Source organism: Lysinibacillus agricola (assembly GCF_016638705.1).
Lineage (GTDB): Bacteria > Bacillota > Bacilli > Bacillales_A > Planococcaceae > Lysinibacillus > Lysinibacillus agricola.
Genome location: NZ_CP067341.1, coordinates 4,703,695 through 4,728,789, shown reverse-complemented (window position 1 = coordinate 4,728,789; position 25,095 = coordinate 4,703,695). Strand labels below are relative to the sequence as shown.

Below are 25,095 nucleotides of genomic sequence, written 5' to 3'. Positions count from 1 at the left end.
AGTTAGTGGCGTAAAAAGCGCCATTAACTAAAGGGAAATCCTCCAGTGAATATAACTTAGAAAGTAGTTAATTAAGCATGTATCATGTGATTTGATACATTTTAAGGAGGAAAAAGTTTGAAACAAGAATTAAAAATTCCACAGGCCACTACTAAAAGACTTCCTCTTTACTATCGATTTATCCAAAACTTTGCGCAAGAAGGCATGGAACGAATTTCGTCGAAGGAACTGAGTGAAGCGATGAAAATTGATTCTGCTACCATTCGCCGTGACTTTTCTTATTTTGGTGCTCTTGGGAAAAAGGGTTATGGCTATGATGTGCAGCATCTATTAAAGTTTTTTAGTCAAACGCTTGATCAACACGAAACGACAAAAGTAGCGTTAATTGGTGTAGGAAATTTAGGTAGTGCTTTATTAAAATATAATTTCCAAAAAAATCATAATACTCATATTGTTGTGGCATTTGATTCAAAGGCACCGAAGGAAGGGAAGATGATTAGCAATATTCCTGTTTTTCATCCTGATTTATTGGAAGAAAAGTATGCAGAATATGGAGCGGAGCTTGCGATTTTAACAGTCTCACCACGCTCTGCGCAGAAAATGGCTGATAGATTAGCAACAATGAACGCAAAGGGCATTTTAAACTTTACGCCAGAGCGTATTACTGTACCAGATAAAATGCAACTATTAACAATCGATTTGTCGGTAGAATTGCAGGCACTCATATATTTAATTCGTAATCAGGAAGAGTGAGTAATTACATAGCGATTGAGAGTTTGTTAAACAGTTTGAACTATTATATTTGTATACTAAAAAGTTGGTCTAAAAAATTTCACATATAATTAGTTAGCCAAACGCTCATATTTGAGTTAAAATGAAGCATAAATAAGAGGAGGTGGCTGAAATGGGTATCGGTCCTATGAGCCTGGTCATTATCGGAATTGTAGCAATCTTAATTTTTGGCCCTAAAAAGTTACCAGAGTTAGGAAAAGCTATGGGCTCTACACTTCGTGAGTTTAAAAATGCTACTAAAGGGTTAGTAGACGATGAAGATAATGATAAAAAGAAAGTCATCGAAGTAAAAAACGATGATAAGTAATTGAAGGATGTCTTGCTAATATGAATGCAAACGATCAAACTGTCATTGAGCATATAGAAGAATTAAGGAAACGACTTTACTTTGCAGTCGTTTTCTTTGTTATTGCGATTGTTGGGGCGTTTTTTTTAGCGGAGCCACTTATTCATTTTTTTAAAAGTAGTGAAACGGCACAAAGCTTCTCGTTAAACGCTTTTAGGATCACAGATTCTATTAAAATTTATTTTCAAATGATTTTTTATATTGCTTTTTTGTTGACGTCTCCGATTATTTTATATCAGCTATGGGCATTTGTTTCACCAGGGCTATATGAAAAAGAACGTAAAGTCACATTAAGCTATATACCATTCACTTTTATATTATTTGTAGCTGGAATTGTTTTTTCTTACTTCATTTTATTTCCATATGTATTGAACTTTATGATTGATTTATCTGCTCGCCTTGGAGTAAAGCTAACAATTGGAATTAATGAATACTTTTCATTTTTATTTCAAATAACCTTGCCTTTTGGTTTTATATTCCAATTGCCGATCATACTTCTATTTTTGGCTCGTCTTGGCATTTTAAATCCGCAAATTATGACAAAAAACAGAAAGTATGCCTATTTTGGGCTTTTTGTTATAGCGGCTATGATTACACCACCTGATTTAATGAGTCATTTAATTGTAACAGTGCCGATGTTTATTCTCTATGAATTTAGTGTTTGGGTTGCTAGAATAGGTTATCGTAAACACTTAAAATCAGAGGAAATGCGACTGAAGGAAGAACAGGAAGCTGAGCAAAAACGTCAGGTCGAAGAGGCGCTTGAACAGCAGCGACGTCAAATAGAAGAATTGAATCAATAATAATGGAAGCTCGGTGCGAAATAGAAGCATCGAGCTTTTTCGTTGTAAAGGTTAGCGATAAACTGTAGGTAAAACTAAAAAAATCAGTGGGAAGAAAAACTCCCACTGATTTTTATTGCATTTTTTCTAGTTCTTCAAGAAACTTTTGCAATGGTTCTGCATACAATTGTACAAGTGTCACAAAACCATTCAGCATGACGTGGGCGATAATTGACGTCCAAATGCGTTTTGTTTTGTGATATAAGAAGGCAAAAATCAATCCACAAATTGTATAAAGCAAGATATGTGAGAAGTCGAAGTGAATAAGTGCAAAGAAAATGGCACTTACAATACCGGCTACCCAGAAATTAGTTGTTTGGACAAGCGATCCAAAAATAACACGGCGGAAGACAAACTCTTCTAAAATTGGTCCAAAAACGACAATTGCTAGTATCGCAATAGGAGCACCTTTTGCGATAGCTACAATATCAGCTGTGTTTTGTGACCCACCTTGGATACCGAATATAGCCATTTCGATAGCCGCGCCAATCATTTGGCCAAAGAATACTAAGAAGAAACCAATAATCCCCCACATAATTGTAAGTGGTATAGTTTCTTTCTTTCCTTGATAAACATCCCAAAACGCTTTATCGCGAGATGTTAGGATTAAGCTTAGAATTAGCGCAATGGCAAAGCTAAGTGCAATATACCAGCCTTGGGTAAGCGGAGCAGCTTGCTCACTAGGTAAACCGGTTGTACTCATAACAAGCTTATGAAACGGTCTTACCAGCCATCTGCCTGATATTTGCATGAGGATATAGATAAGCAAAACATAAAGGGCTGTTTTTTTATGTTTACTTATTTTTTGAGAATTAGTCACAATCAAAATCCTTTCCATTCATTATGCTACCTTTCTATTGTAGAGGAATATGGAAAGAAAACAAAATTTTTCGAAGTTCTGACTTGCAAAAAAAAGTGTGATTGATTATCATAATAATTGTGTTAGCACTCGACTAGATAGAGTGCTAATAAACATTTAATATACATTTAATTAATAGGAGGTTGTTTCACTTGTTAAGACCACTAGGAGATCGTATTGTAATCGAACTAATCGAGGTAGAAGAAAAATCTGCATTCGGTATTGTACTGCCAGACTCTGCAAAAGAAAAACCACAAGAAGGTAAAGTTGTAGCAGTTGGGACGGGTCGTGTATTAGAGAACGGACAACGTGTAGAGCTTGACGTTAAAGTTGACGACCGCATTATTTTCTCTAAATACTCTGGTACAGAAGTTAAATATGAGGGTAATGAATACCTAATTTTACGCGAAAACGATATTCTTGCAATTATTGAATAAGCTAATACTTTATTTAGCTTGATTAAAGAATGCCTATAGTGATTGTCACAGATACAAATGGATTGGTGGCAATGACAGTATGGCGAAATTGTTATAAATATATTGAAGAAGCTTAACGAATATTCCATTCCAGGAGGGTAAAATTCAAATGGCAAAAGATATTAAATTCTCAGAAGACGCTCGTTCATTAATGCTACAAGGTGTAGATAAATTAGCAAATACAGTAAAAGTAACTTTAGGGCCTAAAGGTCGTAATGTAGTTTTAGAAAAAAAATTCGGTTCACCACTTATTACAAATGACGGTGTAACAATTGCAAAAGAAATCGAGCTAGAAAATCCATACGAAAACATGGGTGCAAAATTAGTAGCAGAAGTTGCTTCTAAAACAAATGAGATTGCTGGTGACGGTACAACAACTGCAACAGTATTAGCGCAAGCAATTATTCGTGAAGGCTTGAAAAACGTAACAGCTGGTGCAAACCCTGTTGGTATTCGTAAAGGAATCGACAAAGCAGTTGCAGCAGCACTTACAGAATTACACGCTATTTCTCGCCCAGTGAGCAACAAAGAGGAAATCGCACAGGTTGCGGCAATCTCTGCTGATGATGATAAAGTAGGTCAATTAATTGCAGAAGCAATGGAACGTGTTGGTAACGATGGTGTTATTACAATTGAAGAATCTAAAGGTTTCACAACTGAGCTTGATGTAGTTGAAGGTATGCAATTCGACCGTGGTTATGCATCACACTACATGGTAACAGATACAGATAAAATGGAAGCGGTACTAGATAACCCATACATTTTAATTACTGATAAAAAAATTACAAACATTCAAGAAGTATTACCGTTATTAGAACAAGTGGTACAACAAGGTCGTCCACTGTTAATCATCGCTGAAGATGTTGAAGGTGAAGCTCTTGCAACACTTGTAGTGAACAAGCTTCGCGGTACATTCAATGCTGTAGCAGTTAAAGCTCCAGGATTTGGTGATCGTCGTAAAGCAATGCTTGAAGATATCGCAATTTTAACAGGTGGTCAAGTAATTACAGAAGAATTAGGCTTAGACCTTAAATCAGCTGATATTACATCACTTGGTCGCGCTGCAAAAGTTGTTGTCACAAAAGACAATACAACAATCGTAGAAGGCGTTGGCGGAGCAGATGCAATCGAAGGTCGCATTGGTCAAATCCGTGCTCAGCTTGCTGAGACGACTTCAGAATTCGATAAAGAAAAATTACAAGAACGTCTTGCAAAATTAGCAGGCGGTGTAGCAGTAATCAAAGTTGGTGCTGCAACAGAAACAGAACTAAAAGAACGTAAACTTCGCATTGAAGATGCTCTTAACTCAACTCGTGCAGCAGTTGAAGAGGGTATCGTATCAGGTGGTGGTACTGCACTTCTTAACGTATATGCAGCAGTTGAAAAAGTTGCAGATGTAGAAGAAGGCGACGTAGCAACTGGTGTGAAAATTGTTCTACGTGCTTTAGAAGAGCCAGTTCGTCAAATAGCTAACAACGCTGGTCTTGAAGGCTCAATTATCGTGGATCGCCTAAAACGCGAAGAAATCGGTGTAGGCTTCAACGCCGCAACGGGCGAATGGGTAAACATGGTGGAAGCGGGTGTAGTAGACCCAGCTAAAGTAACTCGCTCAGCACTACAAAATGCAGCATCTGTTGCAGCTCTATTCTTAACAACAGAAGCAGTAGTAGCAGATATTCCAGAACCAGCAGGCGCAGCAATGCCTGACATGGGCGGCATGGGCATGCCGGGAATGATGTAATCCACGGCTCTAGCTAATTTCAACCCACTTCTCAAATTTGAGAAGTGGGTTTTTTGATGAATCGCTGATAGAACAAGGACAATCGCAAACGTGGCGCAGAAGCGCTATATGAGCTAGGGAGATTTTATTGCTCTAAAACAGAAATGAATGATGTAACGAAAGCAACGAAATGGTTCCATCTAGCATCAAAAGCTGGTAACTCAAATGCCGTTTATGCATTAGGTAGTCTTTATTATGAAGGGGTAGGAGTTCAACTCAATTTAAAAGAAGCATTTAACTTATATTTAATGGCAGCTAAACAAGGAAATACAGCTGCTGCTCATAAAGTCGGTAATATGTATTTTAATGGAGAAGATGTAAAAGCCAATTATAAAAAAGCTATGCGATGGTTTAAACGTGCAGCCATACAAGGGAATGATGATGCACAGTATAGTCTTGGCTACATGCTGAAAAATGGTGTAGGAGAACCAGTAAACTATAAAAAAGCTTTATCTTGGTTTCGTTAAGCGGCGTTGCAAGGTAATAATTTCGCAAGGCTAGATATTGCAGACTTATATGAAGATGGACTTGGGGTTGAACAAAGCTATCATGAAGCAATGAAATGGTATCGTTTGGCGGCTGAAGCTGGTAATGCGAGAGGCCAGTGTTGTTTAGCATATGCGTATGATGTAGGATTTGATGGTCAAGTAGATTATAAAAAGGCGATGTATTGGTATAAACAAGCAGCAGCACAAGGTTATGTTTATGCTCATTTTAATATTGGAAAGTTATATGAGAACGGTGAAGGTGTAGAGCAAAACTACGAATTAGCTCTTAAATGGTATAGTGTAGCTGCTGATCAAGGACACAGTAATGCACAAAATAGTATTGGTTATTTTTATAATCATGGGCTAGGTGTTGAACAAGATTATAAAGAACGGCACGATGGTATCGCCTTGCTGCACATCAGGAAAATGCAGTAGCACAATATAATTTAGGTTGCTTTTATGAAAGTGGATATGGTGTAGAGCAAAATTATGAAATGGCGGTTAAACGGTATCCCCTTGCTTCAGATCAAGGGGATGTTGATGTACAAAACTGTTTACGAAATTTATATAGCAGTTGGAAACTTCAACTGTCTGAATGAGCCTGCAAATGATCAGGGCATAATAAACGATGTTATTAAAAAAATAGTAGTACAAACTTAAGCATAGGTTGTACTACTATTTTTTCTGTGATTTTGTATTAAATGCCCTATGTTACATGAATAAGCTGATGCTTGTTCAATATTGTTATATTCATATGTGAATGCTCGCTATTCCAACAAATGGACATGGGGTGTAATTTATCGATATAAATCACTTGTGTTTGAATGTCTTGATACTTGTCTTTTATTTCAATTGTATCCAGCAAATGTGGTTCTGTGTTTGGCAATAGACTTGTTTTATAAAGGGCTTCCTTCATTGTCCAGAATTCATAAAATAAATGTAATTGTTCAAGTTCTGGTTGTTTCCGTAGCATTGCCAACTCAGCCTGTGACATTGCATATAGCATGACATCTTCAGTCACAGGCTTTATTTTTTCAATATCAATGCCAACAAGCCCTTCATTAGTTAGTGCTACAACGATCCACTCTCCAGAATGGGAAAGATTAAAATCGCTTCTCCAACTATCGTTTCTTATAGCATAGGGACGTCCATACTCATTTCGAGCAATCTGAATATGCCGAGCATCGGTCAAGTGTCGGATTGACCATCTGACAAGCATAGTTCCAAGCAATGCTCTTTGCCGATCCTGCCAATGCTTGTATTTCAATATCCTTAGCTGATCATCATACGGAACATGATTGAAAAGCTTATCCCATTCGGATTTTTCTAATTGTGAACCCAATGGAAGCGCAAATACATGTATGCCGTTAAATCCTTGCATTATCGAACTCCGACAGGTTTCGGCTCAGGGAAATAGCCCATTTTAATGCCGTAATTAATCATATTACGAATAAAGGCTTCATTAGGTACTGCACATGTGATATCAGTATTCGCTAAAAATTCCTGTGTTTTACTGCAATTAAATACAAATGGAGAATCGCTTGCTCCATCACCTTCAAGCTGTGCAATTGCTAAAGATAAATATTCTTGCGCTTCCTCAGAATGCTCACCATTTAATAGCCAGTCCGTATATTCCTGTGCAGTCACAATGTCTAACTCATAGTCAAGCTCCTTCAACATCTTGATAAACTCTAAATAGGTTAGAGGAACAGGGTTACACAAATGGAATATATGTCCGTTTGATGTTGATTGCCGAGCTAGAGCAACTAATGCTTGGCTTGCATAATTAATCGGTGTAAAATCAACATGCCAATTAGCAGTCGGTGTTTTACCTAAGTAAAGCATAGATTTAATCATTCGATAAAAAGCATTATCGTCTATATTTCGTTGGAATTTTCCTGTGTCGGAATGGCAGGTTAAATTTCCAACACGATAGATTGAAGTTGGAATCTGATCGTTTATTGCATTTCGAACAAGATTCTCGGCCTCTAGCTTACTTTGCGTATAAACATTTTCGAGCTTAATATCATAATTAAAGTTGCCTTGTGCTTCATTTGGGCCCCATTGATGTGCGGCAAGCTCCTCTGGAATACCTAATGTTGATACATAGTGGAAATGGACACCTTGTTTCCGTTTTGCGAGTTCAAGCAAATATTTAGTGCCTTCAACGTTTACATCATTAAAATGATCTGCTGCACCGAAATGCCTTACGTCTGCTCCACAATGAATAATTGCATCAATCTCCGCAATAATTGCCTGCTCATCCTTCACAGATAAATTAAGCGCATGTTTCCCCAAATCACCTTGAATAACCGTTACTCGATTTTCCATAAGGACATTTATATCATTTTCGAAATAAAATCGCATACTGTTCATTAGCTTTTCTTCGATTGAAGTATGTGTATTTGGTCGAATCAGACAGTAGATATGTGCATTTGTTTTCATTAATAGCTCATATAAAACATGACTTCCTAAATAGCCAGTTGCTCCTGTTAACAATACAGCATTCATAGGGAATGGTTTTACCGTTTGAGAGACGGGTAGGGCACTTGGTTCCATTAGTTCTTTCAATATTAAATTAGCTGTCTGCTCTTGATTATCATGATCTTCAGGTCGATAGTTACTAATATAATGGTCAAGCTCTGCAATGGATTGATGCTGGAAGAAATCTTGAATTTTTAAAAATGGAATATGCTTTTTGACTTGCACAAGAATCTCAAGCACTTTCAGAGAATGTCCACCAATGTGGAAGAAATTATCATGAATTCCCACTCGCTCAATCCCTAGTACATACTCCCAAGCATCTGCTAACAATTGTTGCATGTCATTTTCGGGCGCATCATATGGACCGTTGAGAGATGTAGTAACCTCCATCGCGGCTAATTGTTTGCGATCAATTTTGCCCGTTGGTGACAATGGCATTTCCTGTAACTTAAAGAAACGCTCAGGAACCATATAATCTGGTAGATTGCTCGCCAAATAATCTCTAATCGACGCTTGCTCCACCTGAACACCACCCGATACAGTGTAGTAGGCAGATAAGCTATTATTGCCATCTGTCATTTTCTTCGCAAGAATGATGGCTTCTTGAATGCTAGGATGATTGCTTAATACCGTCTCAATCTCCCCAAGCTCAATGCGAAAACCTCTTACTTTGATTTGAGAATCTTTACGCCCGACAAATTCAATCACTCCACTTGGCAATAAACGAACTAAATCACCTGTTCGATACATCCATTCATCTGATTTAAATAAATGAGGGATAAATGCTTCAGCAGTTTTTTCTGGCTGATTTAAATAACCTGCTGCTAGGCCAGCACCGGCTATACATAATTCTCCTGTTTCATTAATAGGACAAAGCTGACCGTCCTTATTAACAATATACATCTCATAATTAGCAATCGGCTTACCGATAGGGATACTTGTCTGAGTGTCTTTTATTTCATCTTTTACTCTGTAATAGGAGGACAGTACTGTACACTCAGTCGGACCATAAACATTAATAATTTCAGTCGTTGTACCAAATTTTTCTTGCCATCTTTGTACGACAGCAGGCATAAGTGCTTCTCCACCAACTGACAAATAGTGAAGTGACGATAATTTTCCCCGGTATTCTAGAGGGAGGTGTGTAGCAAGTTGTGTGAAAAATGCATTTGGTACAGTGGCCGTTGTTACTTGTTCACGCTCAATCATATCAGCGAATGCATCAATTGATATTCGTTCGATGCTTGTTAACATATGTAATCTCGCACCTGAAAAGAAAGCTGTAAATGTTTCCGTGACAGATGGATCAAAACTGTAGGAGATAAACTGAGAAAAAACGTCAGCTTTAGTAGCTTGGTAGATTCTTTGGTTATCTGTAATCAGGTTAATAACAGCTTCATGCTTGAGCATGACGCCCTTTGGTTGGCCTGTCGACCCCGATGTATAAATAATATAGGCTAAATCGGTTGGACTGAGGTCTCTATGAATATTTTCTTTTGGAAAGGCTATCTCCATCCGATTCATTGTAAAAACGGTACGAGATAGGGAATCGTTATGTATTAATTCATTAATCAATTGAGTATATTCATTTTTTGTTAATATGAATGAGGCACCTGTATCGTTCAGAAGGTATTGACAACGTTCTTTCGGATAGCTTGGATCAATCGGGACATATATGCCTCCTGCTTTTAATACGCCAAGTAAACCAACTACTGTTTCTTTACTCCGCTCCATGACAATCGCTACATAATCACCTTTTTGCAAGCCACTGGCAACTAACATATGAGCAATTTGATTGGATTGTTCATTGAGCTGACGATATGTCATCATACCGCCATTAAAAGATAGTGCTATTCGTTCAGTAAACTGATTTGCTGCTTGATAAAATACTTCAGGTATTGTTTTGCTCTTGTCATAGTACGCATTAGTTTGGTTTAAAGTCTGATATAGTAGCAAATCCTCCTCGTTTAATAATTGTGTACGACTAGATGGAAGAATTTGTTGTTCAGATTGTTGCGTTTTAGAATGTGGTGTAATTAAATCTAGTTCTCGTTTTATATTCAATCATTACAACTCCTATTTTTAGAAAGGGGAGCTGTCTAATAAGCCTCTAATAAGCAGAATTTAATAGTCATCACATAAACATAAGTAAGCATCTAGTCAATAGGCGTATAAAGAAATCTGCGAGATGTCTTGACCTAGAACAAAAATGACTTAATTCTACTTATAGGACAGCTCCTTTCATTTTTATTCCATATACAACTGGCAGTAAGATCCCTAATTCAAGTTGAAGAGTGATTGAATGGATCAACTGAATGAAGTTTCACTTTATTTCACGACAAATGTGTTAACAACATTTAATAATTCATTAGATAAGTCAGTTAGCATTTGAGCTTCTTCAGAAACTCTGTGCACACTGTTAAGTTGAGATGCAGACGTTTCAGCTACTGCTCTCGTATTATCTCTCGAATTTACCGAGAAATCTTCCATATCCTTAACAGCAGAAGTTACTTCCTCCATACCTGCAGCCATTTCTTCAATCGTTGCAGAGAGTTCTTGAATTTGTCCAGTAACATGATGAATGGAAGTTAAAATTTGACTAAATGATTTCTCAGAATCATTAATCATCACCAAACCATTATCTACTTCTTCCACAGCTCGTACCATAACATTTACTGATTCATTCGTATCATGTTGGATATGGGTGATAAGCGTAGAGATTTCACGAGCTGAGGCTTCTGATTGCTCAGCAAGCTTGCGAACTTCGTCTGCTACGACAGCAAAACCACTTCCAGCTTCTCCAGCACGAGCAGCTTCTATTGCCGCATTCAATGCTAGTAAATTCGTTTGGGAAGCGATACCTGTAATAATACCGACGATTTCCTCAATTTTACCTGAATGCTCACCAAGCATTTTTACAGATGATGCTGATTGATTTACAGCTTTACTAATGGCATTCATTTGGGCTACAGATTTATTAGTAGATTCATTGCCTTTTTCAGCTTCTTCTGAGGCAAGGATAGAAGATTCTGAGATTTGATTTGATGTCATGGCAATTCGTTGAATACCAATGCTCATTTCTTCAATTGTAATGGCGCCTTCTTTTGCTTTTTGTACTTGTAAATCAGCACCGCCAGCAATCTCTTGCATCGATGAAGCTACACTATTGTAAGAATCTGTTGCCTCCTGCATATTGGTTGATAAAACATTTGCGGTGTTTGAAACATGTGTAGAAACATTTGTTGCACTTTTAATAACTGTTTTCAAATTCTCAATCATTGAATTAAAGTTTTGCGTTAGCTGGCCAACTTCATCCGTTGATGAAACAGGTAAAGGCTCAAGTTCTAAATTGCCTTCCGCTACCTTTCTAGATTGTAGGGAAAGTTGCTGGATTGGTGTTAATTTTCTTTTTAAAAGCGAGTAAACTGCAATGGAAGAACCAATTAAGAAAATAACTGTAACTAAAAGGGTCCACAGTACTTCTGACATCGCTTTAGCGGTTACCTTTGATACATCATAGTCCATTGCATAAGCAGCCAAGATAGATCCATCTTCATCTAAAATAGGTGTAAGTCCTGTTTTATAGCTGCCGAACTTATCGCTATATATTTCAGTAGCTGTAGCTTCCTTTGTTTCAAATACCTCTTTAATCCTTGCAAGGAAATCTGAAGATAGGCCCATTGCTATCATATCCTGATTATATTCAGCTCCTACATCCAGTACACTAGATGAAAGAACTGGTGCATTTATTTTTTCTCCATCTAACGTAATGAGAAAAAGGTTTGTAATAAGATCTGATTGCTCGTTTATATCATCCATTTCTTTTGTCAAACGAAGGACATCCGGGTTACTAGCATTGGGGTCCTTTAACGCAGATTGCAATAACTTTAGATCTATAGTCTTTGATAGAATCATTCCTTTATCGTAAAGAGATTGATTCATATCTTTTAAATTACTGTTCTTTACTATATAATATGAAAGACCTAGAGTAACTAATCCGAATAGTAATAAAATACTTAACATTATTGCTGTTAATTTCTTACTGATGGACATATGCTGTTTCTTGCTTTTCTTCATGCTCTTCCTCCTAAAGTTATATATAAAACATATTTCAAGTAAAAAAGGGAATCTCGGATGTGATTGTCTAATGTAACAAAAAAAAGTCGTTACAATTGGCAGTCCTGATGTAATTATTCATGGAAATTCGTGTACCTTTTTATCAAAATGATGAATGCGAAGTAATCCATTCAACCCCTGACATTAAACAACTATACTGCCAATAAATATGATTCACAACCCAAAAAACTTACTATTTCGGCTTTAAATCTTCAGAAATAAAATAAAAAAATAGGTTTTTAGTCTGTAAAATTCTTAATTGTGTGGATATTTCTACAAAAAAATACCTTTTTATTAATATAAAATGACAAGCGGAGTCGTATCTAAGTTGATTTCAAATGATTAAAATGTAGGTAGAAACCATATTCAATTATTAGGTCTTTTAAATTACATATTTTATTGGGGGAAAGTAGAAAAGTACTTTAATTGTTTGAAAAGTGAAGTAAAGTAATAGGGTCATCACCATAACGTGTGGTTGATTTACGTTCCGACTGGGCGCTTTGTAGCTGCCGCTTTGCTTTCGCTACAGAAAACATTTGTTGTTGCTGACGCTACGCTTTCGCACAGATAAAACAATTGCTGACGCTTCGCTTTCGCACAGATAAAACATTGTTGCTGACGCTACGCTTTCGCACAGATAAAACATTGTTGCTGACGCTACGCTTTCGCACAGATAAAACATTGTTGCTGACGCTACGCTTTCGCACAGATAAAACATTGTTGCTGACGCTACGCTTTCGCACAGATAAAACATTGTTGCTGACGCTACGCTTTCGCACAGATAAAACATTGTTGCTGACACTACGCTTTCGCACAGATAAAACATTGTTGCTGTCGCTTCCCTTTCGCGCAGAGCAAAGCTTCCTGGGGGCGTCCGATGAGCCAAGTAATAGATAAAAAGGCTATCCACTAGTTCGTATTGGAACTTATGGATAGCCTTTTTGTTACGTCTATTTAGCTTGGATTACCAAAGATTCCAGGTAACATATTTGGCATTCCTGGTAGGTTTAAGCCTGGGAAACTAGGATATTGCCCGCCTGGATATGGCATAGGTTGTTGCGGATATGGCTGCATAGGACGCGTTGGATAAGGTTGTTGCGGATAAGGTTGCATAGGACGTGATGGGAATGGTTGTTGCGGATATGGCTGCATAGGACGCGTTGGATAAGGTTGTTGTGGATATGGCTGCATAGGACGTGATGGGTAAGGTTGTTGTGGATATGGCTGCATAGGACGTGATGGGTAAGGTTGTTGTGGATATGGCTGCATAGGACGCGTTGGATAAGGTTGTTGTGGATATGGCTGCATAGGACGCGTTGGGAATGGTTGTTGCGGATATGGCTGCATAGGGCGTGTTGGATACGGGCTACTAGAAGGCATGGTAGGGTGAAACGGAATGTTAACATCTACATCTTCGGGATTTAATCTAGGATTGAACAATGAAACACACCTTTCTTCTTTTTTCTTTTCTAACATATGCCCACTATTATGTTTGTCATAGGCATTAAACTAGCAGAATGATTGATAAGGGTATAATTCATTAAAATAGAAAATGTTATAAAATATATCAAATTTAATTATAATAGAAGTAAATAGCATTAAAGGATGTTTAAATAAATGGCCATTATAAAAATCAAGAAAATAAAAGTACAAAATTTACGAAATGTTCGTCATGGTGAAATTGTGTTAGCGGTGAATTTCGAGACGTTTTTTAAGGCAAATGTTGTTGGTTTATACGGACAAAACGGTTCAGGGAAAACAACTATAGTTGATGCATTTGGCTTATTAAAAGCACTTATCTCCGGCTGGGTCGCTGAAGTTAAATTACCATCTCAAGAAAAGCGATTAATTATGGCAGGGGAGGATACGGCAAGTATTGAGTTCGAGTTTCTAGTAGAAAATCCACTAGGCACATTTTTTCTCAATTATTATGCAGAGTTACAAGAGGATGAAAACAGACTGTACACAACGGTTGAACGTATAGCTTACAGAGAAAACGAGAAAGGGAAGCGTTCGAAGATTCTAGTTTATGTTACAGAGGAAGATATACAGATCCGCAAAGCAAAAATTTCTGAGATGAATGAAAAAACACGTATCCAATTACTAGTCATTCATCAATTAGCAAAAAAACAATATACGTCTTTTGTCTTTCATAAAGATTTAAAGCCATTATTACAGGACAGATTATCAGAGCTAGAAATGCAATTGCTTCATAATTTAGCAATAGATTTTAATCGCGATTTACATGTCGTTAATAATCAAAATATCGCACCATTATTTGAGGAGCGTATCATGCCGTTTAGTATCCATCTAGAAAAAACTCGAGGTTCTATTCCCTATGATTTGAAGGGTCCCGCGTTATTGCCAGAGAATGCGTTTTACGTGTTATGTGAAGTAATTGAGCAAAGTAATCGTGTATTATCAGCAATTATTCCAGGTCTGATTATAAAGATTAATGTGATTACAAAACAAACTATGGATAATGGGGAAAAAGGAATCCGTTTTGAATTTTTATCTCAGCGAGGGGAGCGCGAATTACCACTTCGGACAGAGTCAGAGGGGATATTGAAAATTATTTCTATGCTCAGTGTGCTCATTGCAGTTTATAATAACCCAAATGCTTGCGTAGTAATTGATGAATTAGATTCTGGTGTTTTTGAATACTTACTAGGCGAGTTGTTAACAGTAATTGATGAGGATGGAAAAGGACAGCTTATTTTCACGTCTCATAATTTACGTGTGTTAGAGGTGCTTGCTATTAAAAACTTATGGTTTACGACAACGAATGAGAATCATCGTTATATGCAGCTAAAGGGTATAAAAGAGATAAATAATGCTCGAGATGTTTATTTACGTGCAATTCAGTTGGGCGGACAGGATGAAGAAGTTTATAAGGAAACGAAGATATTTAAAATTAAGCGTGCCTTTAGAAAAGCGGGTGTCCAGCGTGACTAAAAAGGTTCTATTAATAATTGTAGAGGGGCAGACAGAGCAAATTATTTTAGAAGATTATCTAGATGAACATTTTGCAAGTTCCACGATTCGTTTCGATGTACAGCGGGAGGATATTTTAACGAAGTGGGATGCTAAAAAACGAATACCTAATATTAAAAATAGTGTTGCACGAGTGATTCAGAACTATTTGGAGAAATATAAATTTTTAGCGAAGGATTTAACCGCTGTCGTTCATATTACTGATGCAGACGGTTGTTTTATCGCCCCCGAATTTGTCAAGGTGAAGGAAGATATTGAACAAAATTTATATTATACAAAAGAGGCAATATTGGTGAAATCTGAGAAGCGTAAGGAGCAAATCGAGCAACGCAATGAAATGAAGGCAAATAACGCTAAAATCTTAGTGGCGAATGATCATTTTAGCATTCAACGATTAAAAATACCGTATCAGCTATTTTATTTTTCTACAAATTTGGAGCATGTACTATGGAATGAACGCAATGAAGTAGCAACGGAAAAGGTCCAAAAAGCTGATGAATTTATGGAAGGTTTATCGAGCTCTATAGAAGAACATTTAAAAGAATTTCTTCCTGTTAATTCAGAGCTTCCATATAAAGAAAAAATGAAAATGAGCTGGTCATTTTTAATGGAGGACTGTAATTCGTTACAGCGCGGAACGAATGTACCGTTATTATTTGAAATGATTAAATCGGATGTACAATAAAATGCCCTCCGATGCTCAGTGGAGGGCATTGATGTTGACTATCATTTCGATGAAATTAAGGTGTCATAGTATAGCTCTTCGGCAAAACGAGTGGTTGATTTCCGTTCCGACTGGGCGCTTTCCTGGGGGGCGTCCGATGAGCCGCTTCACTCGCGTTGCTCGTTCCAGGGTCTCATCTGTGACGCTGATCCCCAAGGAGTCGCCCAGTCTCCACTCCAATCAACCACTTCACTTAGCATGTCACTCTAATTCATAGGGAACCTCAGTAACAATTTTGTGCGAAAGCGTAGTGCTAGCAACAAAAAATGTACGAGTAGCCTGGGACGGAGTCACCTTTATTTAAAGAGCCACAACATGCACAAAAAACTCTCTAACCATTTTGTTTCTTAACACTATAAATGCCCTCCAATATTAAAACGAAGGGCATTGGAAATTTAACAACTGAGTAGGATCACTAGCGGCCGTTTCCTGCTTTTATGCACAAATGTCTTTAATGCGTTTGTTCATAGTTGCGAATATGTCCTAAAATAGCTGGATCTTTAATTTTTGTATCTTCACTTAACAGTAAAAGCTTTGACATGATTTCAGCTGTGCGTGGGTCGTCATCCACCATAGGTAAGAAAATACGTCCTCGGTGCTGAGATGGTACGGCGATGATTGGAATCATTGAGCCACCCACTTGATGGACAACACCACTGCCTAAGTGTAGTGAATAGCTAGCAAGCTTGCCTTCAATGAGTGCATGTTGTTTTTTCACTTCAACATTTGTTAGCTTTAATAACTTCGTTAATTCCTCTAAAATGACACTACGCATATCAATTGTAGAATGGCTTGCCTCAGGATCGACACCACCAACATGGGCAACACTCACAACGAGGTCAATATCTCGCATCACTTCAGAAAATATCGTTGCAGGAATGTTATCTAATACTAAGTCTTTACCTGTTAGACGATTGTAGAAATAGACGCCCTCAATAGCTGGAGCTTCGATATCTGCTGGCGTAAACCAATCTGCTTGCGCATACAAGGAGGCAACGATGTTTTCCTTATAATACACTTTTCGTGGTCCTTCATCATGACTAATTTGCCATCCTCGTGTTTTTAGGAGGGCAACCGTTTGGGATGGATTTACTTGGTGTCCCGCATAGCGCAATGATCTTTTTTGTCCTTTTTCATCTGCATTCTTCACATACAGCTCGCGGAATATTTGCTTAAATGGCTGTTTTATTTTGTGTTCAAACATATATGCTTGCCATTGTCGCCATTGTCCACTTTCAAGCAGGTGATACGGATGAGCAATTGTTAATGTTGCTGTCGGAGCAAGCGATACTATCTCATCTGATAGTAGCTTTAGACCATCCTTAGTTAGCAATCCGAAATGCTCTTCGCTTTTAAAGACGAGTTTTTGGAGAAGCGGAGCTAAAATCGGGTGCTCTAATAAATTGATTAGCTCTTCGGCAGAGAATCTAGTTTCAAGCTCCATCGCCTGTTCAAGTGCTGGACGTGCCCGTTTATATTGCTCCTGCAATTCTTTTCTTGCCTCTTGTAATGCTAAAACTTGCTCCTGTTTTTTCAGTGCGGCAGGAATATTTTTTAGTCGTTTCCCATCTTTTTCAACGATAATCGTAACATTTGCATCTTCTTCAATTTGTAGATGTGCAGTGATATGTTCGATTTGTTGTGCGTCGAATAAGTGCTTTATGTCTGTAAAGGCTGACAGCTCCATGCGCCATGTGAAGCGCGTTGTTTCACCATCTCCTGCATTTCTCGCTAAATTTTCAAGCGCAATGCTGGCTGCACGTGCTTCACTTGCACGACGCTGTGCTCCAAATTGTTTGCTTTCCTTTAAAAACTGTTGGATGAATTGATAGCGCGTTAGTGCATCCTTTTGATCCGATTGTTTCAGTGGAATAAGTCCGAGTGCGCGTAGTTTATCTTTATTGCGTTTATCACGAATTTCTTCCATTAACGGTTTTGGGCTAAGCTTGCCTATTGCTGTATCTGCATAAAGCTGTGCTCGACGGTGGTTAGCTCCCTCCGATGCATATTTGGCTGCATCATATACGAGCTTGAATTTTTTTGCACCTAGTGTTTGGTACGCGCTTTGGAACCAAGCTAAATCAAATGCACCATCACGGAAATCGTCAGCAGTAATGCCTGAGAAAAGGGCTATTTGATCTTTAGCAAAGTCCGATAAATAGTCGGTTGTATGGGCGATAAAGTACCATGCTGATTCTTTTAATCCTTCCCAGCCAATCACCTCGCTAACAAGGTCTACCCAATGCTGGTTATACATCATTGCTTCAATTAAGCGTTCTTTTGAAATATCTGTTTTTTCCCACGCATCTTTCAATTGCTGCGCAGTTTCATCCTTTTTAGGATAACAGCTTGCGAGTAGGCGAGAAAAAACATCCTTTTTCGTTTCTGCTTGCCAAATATAGCCACGAGCAAGCTTTTCACCATCGAGTGCTTGTAAAATCTTTAAGAAGTAATCAATACCCTCTACATAGGAAATACTACTAGCGAGCTTCGTTACTGCTGTAGGAATATCGCCACGCATAAGCTCTATTTCTAAAATTCGATCAATGGCCTGTTCACGAACAGCAAGGAAATTCGATAAATCCTCAAATGACTGTTGATAACGCTCCGTTAATTTGTTTGGTTCAACAAGTATCTCAGAAGCTAATGTATTCGTGAAGATGGTTTCAAATAAATGATCCTTTGTGAATAAGCCTGCATTAAAAGCATCTAAATATTGGAATAAGTTTAAATTGTATATATTTGGGCTATATTGCTCTTCCTGCATCCTCTTTGTTAACTCTTCATTGACGGCAAGCATTTTGACATATTCGCCGTAAGTTGTATAGTCAGAGAAACATCGATCAACAAAAGCATTGATAACATCTAAATCTACTATAGTTGAAGTAGAGCGATAATAATAATAGTCCATATCTCGTACCTCAAGCTTCCACTGTTCGGCAGATATTTGCGTTAAAAGCTGAAGCATAATACCAATTGCTTGTTCAAAAGCGTTAAACTCTGGAGCATGTTGTTCTAGTAATGCGACAGCCTCTTTATGAAGCTCCTTCTCTCCAGTAATTTTATCTAAATCTTGTGAAAGTACAGTGAAAATTCGTTCCAGTGTTCGCTGATACTTTAATGTTTGGAACTTAGCAATGAGATCTTTTATATCTGCATAATTAAAGAATGGAGCGATTAAGGTTTGTGCTGCTTCGCTAAGCTCATGTGCCGCAGGATATTCAGATAGATTGTTGTAAAAGTTAAAATAAGCTAGATCCTCTGCACTGAATCTTGACGTCTTGATCCACTGGAGAATTTCATCTGGTATTGGATATACATCAAGACTTGCGTTTCGATTATTTTCTGTTTTCGTAGCAACGATGTTAAATGTTTGTCCTAAAGTTGTTGTGATCGGTGTATCATTCCATTGATATGTTTCGTACTCATAGTGAGCATTAGCATCAAGAATTTGAATCAGTTGCTCAAGCTTTAACAAAAGCTTATCTATATCATAATCAAAGAATTTTTCAAGCGGCATTGTTGCCTGTAAATATAAAGGAACAAGCTGCTGCCATGCATCTTCACCATTCATATTAATATCTATATTTGAGATGTTATTGTATTGAATAGGAGGGTGAGGCGTATATAAACCAAAGCCATTTTCCTCGTTATATTCTGGTACATCACTAGTCAACAATTGATTTAACAGCACTTGCTCAGTCTTCGTTATTTTCGGAAGCAGGTCGCATAATGCTGTTATTTGCTCGTTAGTTAGGTGATATTCTTTAGAGGCCTCCAACAACAACTCAAGCCCACCAAGTCGCTTTAACTGTTTCTTGTCCTTTATGAGTCGCTCGGCACTTTGCAATGTTTTCTTCTGCGACTGCAGCTTTAAGAGTGAAATGGCTTCTTTACGAAGTGAGCCTGATTTATTCGCTAAAAGGTCCTCAATTTTTAAAATTTCATTATCTGTAGGTGTTAGTGATTGTATCTTTTTCAATGCAAGAGAACGATTAATGGAGCTTCGATCTCGTAAAGCGCTAAATAGAAATTCGCGCTTCCCTTGTGTAGTATTGTCGAGACAATAAATATTAAGAAGACCGATTCTACTTGTAGGAGAGTAAGAAGAATCTGCATTCGTAATAATACGTTGAAATAGCTCTTCATCTTGTAAATGGTGAGCCAAAATGATTTGTGTTGAAATTAAATCTTCTAATGATAAGTGTGCATATACGAATGATAAAGGCTTTCCTGTAATTGTTATACCATCTTTCGTAAGTTCGCTCTTTACCCATTCAAGCTGTTCAAATAGAGGGTATTCAATGCCTTGTAATTGGGTATTTTCCTGCATGAACTTTTGTAAATCCTTAACCCAATCGTTATCCCTGGCATATTCACTATTAATATAGTTATTTGCATAGAGGAAATTTCCCCAAGCAAATGTAAATAGTTCTATATCCTTTGTTGTTAAAATGAGATCCTTGACAAACTGTGCAGTGAAGGAAGTTTTCCCTAGATTTTTCAAAAACGCGAGTGTGGTAAGTTGGATATGCTTTTCACGTTTTAACAACTCCGGCAAAATAGTACCAAGCTTCGTATAATCCTTTGTAGAAATTGTCCAAAGTGCCACGTAAATATCGATTGTTCGCTCACTTCTTAGTAACTCAAGAGCGAAATGATCGTCTTCAATTGCTTGAATCGCTAACGACAATACTTCCTCTGTTACTTTTTGATTTTCAAAGCTATTATAGCCAAGCCCCATCCATGTATCGACTGCTCGAATAACTGAGGAGAAGCGAGTTAACTGATGCTCCTGAATAAGCTTCATAATGGTAAGCTGTGCATCTAATGTGCCGTGATCAATATTTTCTACAATGGCTTGGCGTAGTCCCTCTTGATGTGCAGCAGCAACTAATAGTTTACCAAGTGCTTCATGTAGACGAGCATTTGTTGATTTGAAAATACCTCTTATTAGTGGATAGCCAAAAAAGCTACCTTGATGCTCGTCAAATAATATATTTTCAACGGCTTCTTCAATAACAGGACTTTGTAATGACAGTTCGTCAGCAAGCATTTGTTCAAAAACATTAAAAGGCATTACCTTCGTATTCTCATTTTTAATGACAAAGGAGTTGTAGTTAGGGTATGTACCATTCTCATATTGACTGTGATTCATCAATAATTCCTGCAGATTCATTTCTTCAAATGTCAGCATCTCTTCCATCAATTGTAAGCATTGAAAAAGGTGGTCCTGTACGGGCTGTGCAGAACGAAATGATCTACGCATAATGCCAGTCTGAAACATTGTTGTATCATAACGTAATGCTAGTTTTTTAATAGTTAGAGCACGCTCTTGTGAGGAGAATAGTGTCAGTACATCAAAAAGTGGCCCGGTCAATAGCTCCTCAAGCGTTGTGATCTTCAAATCAGCAATTTGTTGCTCAATACCATAATCTCGTGTATCCATATATTGAAGTAATGTTGTAGCTAGTGGTTGAATGGCTGTTGGTGCAGTATCTATTTTACTTTGAAAATGTTTTTTTTGATCGTTTGATAGTGTCATGGGAATCCGCTCCTTATCAAATGCGTCCTGCTAGCATTGTCAGTTTAATAAATGTAAAAACATCATCTTCTCGTATTGCTAAAGGTGCAATAAGTGAATTTAACTGCTCCTCGTTCTGTAGTACTAAAAAAAGCTCGTCTTCAAAGGCTTGAAGAACTGTAGATATTGCTTGGTCCACAGACTGCACGGAGGGGCTTTTTTTCTCACCAAAATGTACTTTACCGTGTTGCGCTGCATCCTCTAGCTGCTGATCAGTTATATACATATGAAGCGGAGTATCCATCGCCTTTTCGTTATAATTATGAACCTCTTGTGTTACTAGTTGCATAAGTAAATCTTTCAAAGTATGGACAGGCTCTTCAATCGCAAATGGAATTTTTTGAAGTTTACGCGATTTTTTGCCGATTATTTTTTGTTGGTAAAATAAACGCAATCTAACACCTCCTTACAGTAATTTCATTATACAAGAGAGGTAACAGTGAAAAGAATGAGGCATTTTGCGCTAGTTGTGTAAAAAAAATTGGGAAAAGTGTAACAAATAATTTGATGCGACGACTTATTTGTGAGTGTAGAAGGTGGGGTGAAGTTTTGCATAATGGTAAATTGAAAATAGAACATTTGTACGATTGTTATCACCGTGATGTGTATCATTTTGCGCTTTATTATACAAATAGCAAACAAGAGGCAGAAGATATTACGCAAGAAACGTTTTTTAAAGCGATGAAGCAGTTAGACAATTTACAGGATAAAGATAAAGTAAAAACTTGGATTTTATCAATTGCACGAAATACAGCAGTGGATATACATAGAAGGCAGAAAATAAAGCGTCTATTAACAGAAAAGCTTAGCAGGCAGCCTGTAGTGAAAGAAGTTCCCAAGCCACTAGACATTGTCGAACAACATGAACAATGGCAAATAGTACAGCAGGCATTAACGACATTAAAACCACATGATCGGACAATTATTATTTGCCGAATGTTAAAAGACTACACGATTCAAGAAACAGCTGCGATTTTAGGTATCTCAGAAGTTAAGGTACGTGTTGATTTTCACCGAGCAATGGCAAGACTTCGAAAAAAGGTAGGGAGGGATGAGTGATGGAAGAACGTGATTACGAGTTATTGGACGCATTAAAAAAACGCCCTGATATAGATCCAGATGTAGATTTCTCAAATCAATTACGTCAAAGGCTCCAAACGAGTCATCTAAAGAAAACAAAACGATTTTCTATTACAACCATACTAACCGTTCCAGTGACAATGGCTGTTCTTCTATTTGTATTTATGATTGGAACGGGGCAATCGTTCGAATTGAAAAATGCAGCACAATTAACCACCGAATTGGAAGAAGATCTTACCATTATGGTGTGCATTTTCCTTATGCTTGCGCTCTCATCATTTATTTTGTTCGTTTATTACAAGGGGCTTACGAAGGGAAGACTTGTCTACATGACATTTTCTTTGTCTTTCTTGGCATGGGTAGGGAACTTAGTATATGCAGAGCATCAAAATATTGATGAGCCTATTGTGCTACCAAGCTATAGCGAATCTTACGATTATACGAGCAAGCAAGAGAGTATAGATGAAATTCAACAGAAACAGGATGGCTACTTGATGAAAACAGATGAGGGAGGTATAAAATAATGAAAAATCCTTACGATTATTTATTTAGTGGCATGGGTTTTGTTTTTATAGATTTAAGTTCTTTTGGATTACCTGATATATTACCAGATTTCATTGGCTATCTATTCTTTGCATACGGTATTCATCTGTTGCCGTCTTTTCATAACTTAAAACGTTGGTCGAAAAACTTCGCCATTATTTTAATGGTAATGTCCTTTTTCGTGGAGCTAGATCAATGGCTAGGTTATCAGATACTAGGGGAAATTGGGATACAGTTTATGCAATTTTTATTCATCATCTTTATGTATTATGTTTTTCAGTTATTATTACACATTCATAATAATAAAGCTCTTGAAGTTAAAACATTTAAAACATACCAGAAATTCATGGCATTTATGCTTTGCGGCTTCGTGATACAGGCATTTTCAATAAACTTTGATGCGAGCATGCGGGAAAATGTTCATTTAATAGGTTCTTTATTACAGTTGTTTTCCTTTGTCTTATTTATAAACCTTTGTCGAACGTGTCATGAATATTTTAAGAAAATCAAAGAAAATAAGGTCCATTCGCTAGAATAAGCGATGGATCTTTTTTTGTTTCAGGAAAACTGTTCTTGCTGAGCAATGACATCTTTTCATTTCCTAATTCATAAGCTTTATAGGTGTGATTTTATCAAGCTAGAAGGAGGTACTGACATTCAAATACATGTTGTACGGGCAGGGGAGTCCATATATGGTATTGCGCAGGCTTACGGGACAACAGTTCAAAGTATTGTAGATGCCAATCAAATTCCTGAACCAAATCGATTAGTTGTAGGGCAAGCGCTTGTAATACCGATTGTTGGAAATTTCTATTATGTGCAGTCAGGAGATAGTCTATATTCAATCGGTCAACGCTTTGGCATAAATTATTTAACGCTTGCTCAAGTCAACAATATTAATCCGAGTCAGCCTTTATCGATTGGTATGCGGCTTTATATTCCACCTCAACCGAAAACAAGAGCTGAAACATTGGCATACTTAGAGCCGAGAGGGACATTCGTTAGTGAGGCATTACTGAGTCAAGCAAGAGAAGCGGGTCCATTTTTAACATATCTCGCTCTATTTAGCTATGAGGCAAGGCGAGATGGAACGCTTAAGGTACCACCGAGCCAAGGTGTGGCGCAAATTGCAAATGATACAGGTGCTTCTCTAGCAATGGTTGTCTCAAATTTGGAGAATTTTAGTTTTAGCGGTGATTTAGCGAGAGATATTTTTCAAAGTACAGCCGTACAGGATTTGCTCTTCAATAATATTCTTGAAGAGGCAAAGCGTTTAGGAACCGTTAAAGATATTCATTTTGATTTTGAAAATTTACCAGGCGATCAACGACAGGCGTATAACAATTTTTTAAGGAGAGCTGTAAGTCGATTCCATCCGCAGGGATATACCGTATCGACAGCGCTAGCTCCGAAAACAAGTGCTAGTGAGCGAGGTCCATGGACGGAGGGGCATGATTATAAAGCACATGGAGAAATAGTGGATTTTGTTATGTTAATGACTTATGAATGGGGGTATTCTGCAGGGCCGCCTATGGCAGTATCACCACTTCCAGAGGTAGAAGCGGTTGTTAAATATGCAATAAGTGAGATACCACGTAATAAGATTATACTTGGACAGAATTTATATGGGTATAACTGGACACTACCTTTTGTAAAAGGGGGACCAAATGCAGAAGCAATTAGTCCGCAAAAAGCAATCGAGATTGCTAAGAAATATAATGCTGCTATTCAGTATGATTTGAGATCTCAAGCACCGTTCTTTGAATACTATGATGAGCAAGGTAAAGCACATGTGGTATGGTTCGAGGATGCAAGATCCATTCAAGCGAAGTTTAATTTAATCAAACAGTACAAACTTCGAGGGGTAGGCTATTGGAAGTTAGGTCTACCATTCCCACAAAATTGGTTATTAATTGGTTCGAATTTTGATGTAGTGAAGAAATGAGAAACTTAAAGAGCAATAAAATAGCTCTATGTCCATTCTATT

General features: G+C 37.6%; 22 protein-coding genes. 14 read left to right on the top strand and 8 right to left on the bottom strand.

Going from position 1 to position 25,095, the window contains the following annotated elements; all coding sequences use genetic code 11:
• Positions 1-117 precede the first annotated feature (117 nt).
• The 3 genes from FJQ98_RS23595 to tatC all read left to right on the top strand — a co-directional run bounded on the left by FJQ98_RS23595 (position 118) and on the right by tatC (position 1,941).
• Positions 118-753: a redox-sensing transcriptional repressor Rex gene (locus FJQ98_RS23595; protein WP_053594816.1), complete on the top strand. Its 636-nt coding sequence runs from the start codon at positions 118-120 to the stop codon at positions 751-753.
• Positions 754-904: 151 nt separating this feature from the next.
• Positions 905-1,099, top strand: coding sequence for a twin-arginine translocase TatA/TatE family subunit (locus FJQ98_RS23590; protein WP_053594817.1), 195 nt, complete (start codon positions 905-907; stop codon positions 1,097-1,099).
• A 20-nt stretch (positions 1,100-1,119) separates the two neighbouring features.
• Entirely contained in the window at positions 1,120-1,941 is an 822-nt protein-coding gene (gene tatC, locus FJQ98_RS23585) for a twin-arginine translocase subunit TatC (RefSeq protein ID WP_201406560.1), read from the top strand.
• Between the two features lie 112 nt (positions 1,942-2,053).
• On the opposite strand, the gene FJQ98_RS23580 is transcribed toward tatC, so the two are convergent.
• Positions 2,054-2,818 carry a CPBP family intramembrane glutamic endopeptidase gene (locus FJQ98_RS23580; RefSeq protein ID WP_053594819.1) on the bottom strand — a complete coding sequence of 255 codons (765 nt, stop codon included), beginning with the start codon at positions 2,816-2,818 and terminating at the stop codon, positions 2,054-2,056.
• A gap of 173 nt (positions 2,819-2,991) precedes the next feature.
• Here FJQ98_RS23580 and groES point away from each other — a divergent pair, with 173 nt between their 5' ends.
• The 5 genes from groES (at position 2,992) to FJQ98_RS27660 (ending at position 6,182) form a co-directional block, all read left to right on the top strand.
• Positions 2,992-3,276 (top strand): co-chaperone GroES, encoded by a 285-nt coding sequence (gene groES, locus FJQ98_RS23575; protein ID WP_053594820.1) that lies wholly within the window; start codon positions 2,992-2,994, stop codon positions 3,274-3,276.
• 148 nt (positions 3,277-3,424) lie between these two features.
• The gene (gene groL / locus FJQ98_RS23570) at positions 3,425-5,056 is read left to right on the top strand and encodes a chaperonin GroEL (RefSeq protein WP_053594821.1); all 1,632 of its coding nucleotides are present in this window, start codon (positions 3,425-3,427) and stop codon (positions 5,054-5,056) included.
• A 143-nt stretch (positions 5,057-5,199) separates the two neighbouring features.
• Positions 5,200-5,562 carry a tetratricopeptide repeat protein gene (locus tag FJQ98_RS27440; protein WP_053594822.1) on the top strand — a complete coding sequence of 121 codons (363 nt, stop codon included), beginning with the start codon at positions 5,200-5,202 and terminating at the stop codon, positions 5,560-5,562.
• 6 nt (positions 5,563-5,568) lie between these two features.
• Complete coding sequence (locus FJQ98_RS23560) at positions 5,569-6,018, top strand: tetratricopeptide repeat protein (RefSeq protein WP_053594823.1); 450 nt, start codon at positions 5,569-5,571, stop codon at positions 6,016-6,018.
• A gap of 59 nt (positions 6,019-6,077) precedes the next feature.
• Positions 6,078-6,182, top strand: coding sequence for a hypothetical protein (locus tag FJQ98_RS27660; protein ID WP_425492667.1), 105 nt, complete (start codon positions 6,078-6,080; stop codon positions 6,180-6,182).
• A gap of 107 nt (positions 6,183-6,289) precedes the next feature.
• Here FJQ98_RS27660 and FJQ98_RS23555 read toward each other — a convergent pair whose 3' ends face one another.
• From FJQ98_RS23555 to FJQ98_RS23535, 5 genes are all read right to left on the bottom strand, one after another.
• Entirely contained in the window at positions 6,290-6,964 is a 675-nt protein-coding gene (locus FJQ98_RS23555; RefSeq protein WP_053594824.1) for a 4'-phosphopantetheinyl transferase family protein, read from the bottom strand.
• Complete coding sequence (locus FJQ98_RS23550) at positions 6,964-10,131, bottom strand: non-ribosomal peptide synthetase family protein (protein WP_053594825.1); 3,168 nt, start codon at positions 10,129-10,131, stop codon at positions 6,964-6,966. The genes FJQ98_RS23555 and FJQ98_RS23550 overlap by 1 nt, the downstream gene beginning before the upstream one ends.
• Positions 10,132-10,395: 264 nt before the next feature.
• Positions 10,396-12,144 carry a methyl-accepting chemotaxis protein gene (locus tag FJQ98_RS23545; RefSeq protein WP_053594826.1) on the bottom strand — a complete coding sequence of 583 codons (1,749 nt, stop codon included), beginning with the start codon at positions 12,142-12,144 and terminating at the stop codon, positions 10,396-10,398.
• 562 nt (positions 12,145-12,706) lie between these two features.
• The gene (locus tag FJQ98_RS23540) at positions 12,707-13,093 is read right to left on the bottom strand and encodes a hypothetical protein (RefSeq protein WP_201406559.1); all 387 of its coding nucleotides are present in this window, start codon (positions 13,091-13,093) and stop codon (positions 12,707-12,709) included.
• Between the two features lie 44 nt (positions 13,094-13,137).
• The gene (locus FJQ98_RS23535) at positions 13,138-13,623 is read right to left on the bottom strand and encodes a hypothetical protein (RefSeq protein WP_198926882.1); all 486 of its coding nucleotides are present in this window, start codon (positions 13,621-13,623) and stop codon (positions 13,138-13,140) included.
• A 177-nt stretch (positions 13,624-13,800) separates the two neighbouring features.
• Between FJQ98_RS23535 and FJQ98_RS23530 the strand changes: the two genes are divergently transcribed.
• Together FJQ98_RS23530 and FJQ98_RS23525 are read left to right on the top strand one after the other, a co-directional pair.
• On the top strand, positions 13,801-15,138 hold the full coding sequence (locus FJQ98_RS23530) for an AAA family ATPase (protein WP_053594828.1): 1,338 nt from the start codon (positions 13,801-13,803) through the stop codon (positions 15,136-15,138).
• A complete protein-coding gene (locus FJQ98_RS23525) occupies positions 15,131-15,862 on the top strand; it encodes a hypothetical protein (protein WP_053594829.1) in 732 nt (243 codons plus the stop codon). Before FJQ98_RS23530 ends, FJQ98_RS23525 begins: the two co-directional genes overlap by 8 nt.
• A gap of 490 nt (positions 15,863-16,352) precedes the next feature.
• Here the strand turns inward: FJQ98_RS23525 and FJQ98_RS23520 are convergent, their stop codons facing one another.
• Positions 16,353-21,446, bottom strand: coding sequence for a DUF4132 domain-containing protein (locus FJQ98_RS23520; protein ID WP_053594830.1), 5,094 nt, complete (start codon positions 21,444-21,446; stop codon positions 16,353-16,355).
• Positions 21,447-21,462: 16 nt separating this feature from the next.
• Positions 21,463-21,879, bottom strand: coding sequence for a hypothetical protein (locus tag FJQ98_RS23515; protein ID WP_053594831.1), 417 nt, complete (start codon positions 21,877-21,879; stop codon positions 21,463-21,465).
• A 155-nt stretch (positions 21,880-22,034) separates the two neighbouring features.
• Between FJQ98_RS23515 and FJQ98_RS23510 the strand changes: the two genes are divergently transcribed.
• From FJQ98_RS23510 to FJQ98_RS23495, 4 genes are all read left to right on the top strand, one after another.
• On the top strand, positions 22,035-22,544 hold the full coding sequence (locus tag FJQ98_RS23510; RefSeq protein WP_053594832.1) for an RNA polymerase sigma factor: 510 nt from the start codon (positions 22,035-22,037) through the stop codon (positions 22,542-22,544).
• Positions 22,544-23,089 (top strand): hypothetical protein, encoded by a 546-nt coding sequence (locus FJQ98_RS23505; protein WP_053594833.1) that lies wholly within the window; start codon positions 22,544-22,546, stop codon positions 23,087-23,089. Before FJQ98_RS23510 ends, FJQ98_RS23505 begins: the two co-directional genes overlap by 1 nt.
• A complete protein-coding gene (locus FJQ98_RS23500) occupies positions 23,089-23,646 on the top strand; it encodes a hypothetical protein (RefSeq protein WP_053594834.1) in 558 nt (185 codons plus the stop codon). The genes FJQ98_RS23505 and FJQ98_RS23500 overlap by 1 nt, the downstream gene beginning before the upstream one ends.
• Before the next feature lie 117 nt (positions 23,647-23,763).
• A complete protein-coding gene (locus FJQ98_RS23495) occupies positions 23,764-25,053 on the top strand; it encodes a glycoside hydrolase family 18 protein (protein ID WP_075807243.1) in 1,290 nt (429 codons plus the stop codon).
• Positions 25,054-25,095 lie beyond the last annotated feature (42 nt).

What these genes read in the sequence shown, in the direction of transcription:
- FJQ98_RS27660 (WP_425492667.1), top strand. Translation starts at nt 6,078, where the DNA reads ATGGCGGTTAAACGGTATCCCCTTGCTTCAGATCAAGGGGATGTTGAT.
- FJQ98_RS23545 (WP_053594826.1), bottom strand. Translation starts at nt 12,144, where the DNA reads ATGAAGAAAAGCAAGAAACAGCATATGTCCATCAGTAAGAAATTAACA.
- FJQ98_RS23520 (WP_053594830.1), bottom strand. Translation starts at nt 21,446, where the DNA reads ATGACACTATCAAACGATCAAAAAAAACATTTTCAAAGTAAAATAGAT.
- FJQ98_RS23555 (WP_053594824.1), bottom strand. Translation starts at nt 6,964, where the DNA reads ATGCAAGGATTTAACGGCATACATGTATTTGCGCTTCCATTGGGTTCA.
- tatC (WP_201406560.1), top strand. Translation starts at nt 1,120, where the DNA reads ATGAATGCAAACGATCAAACTGTCATTGAGCATATAGAAGAATTAAGG.
- groL (WP_053594821.1), top strand. Translation starts at nt 3,425, where the DNA reads ATGGCAAAAGATATTAAATTCTCAGAAGACGCTCGTTCATTAATGCTA.
- FJQ98_RS23590 (WP_053594817.1), top strand. Translation starts at nt 905, where the DNA reads ATGGGTATCGGTCCTATGAGCCTGGTCATTATCGGAATTGTAGCAATC.
- FJQ98_RS23580 (WP_053594819.1), bottom strand. Translation starts at nt 2,818, where the DNA reads ATGGAAAGGATTTTGATTGTGACTAATTCTCAAAAAATAAGTAAACAT.
- FJQ98_RS23530 (WP_053594828.1), top strand. Translation starts at nt 13,801, where the DNA reads ATGGCCATTATAAAAATCAAGAAAATAAAAGTACAAAATTTACGAAAT.
- FJQ98_RS23505 (WP_053594833.1), top strand. Translation starts at nt 22,544, where the DNA reads ATGGAAGAACGTGATTACGAGTTATTGGACGCATTAAAAAAACGCCCT.
- FJQ98_RS27440 (WP_053594822.1), top strand. Translation starts at nt 5,200, where the DNA reads ATGAATGATGTAACGAAAGCAACGAAATGGTTCCATCTAGCATCAAAA.
- FJQ98_RS23500 (WP_053594834.1), top strand. Translation starts at nt 23,089, where the DNA reads ATGAAAAATCCTTACGATTATTTATTTAGTGGCATGGGTTTTGTTTTT.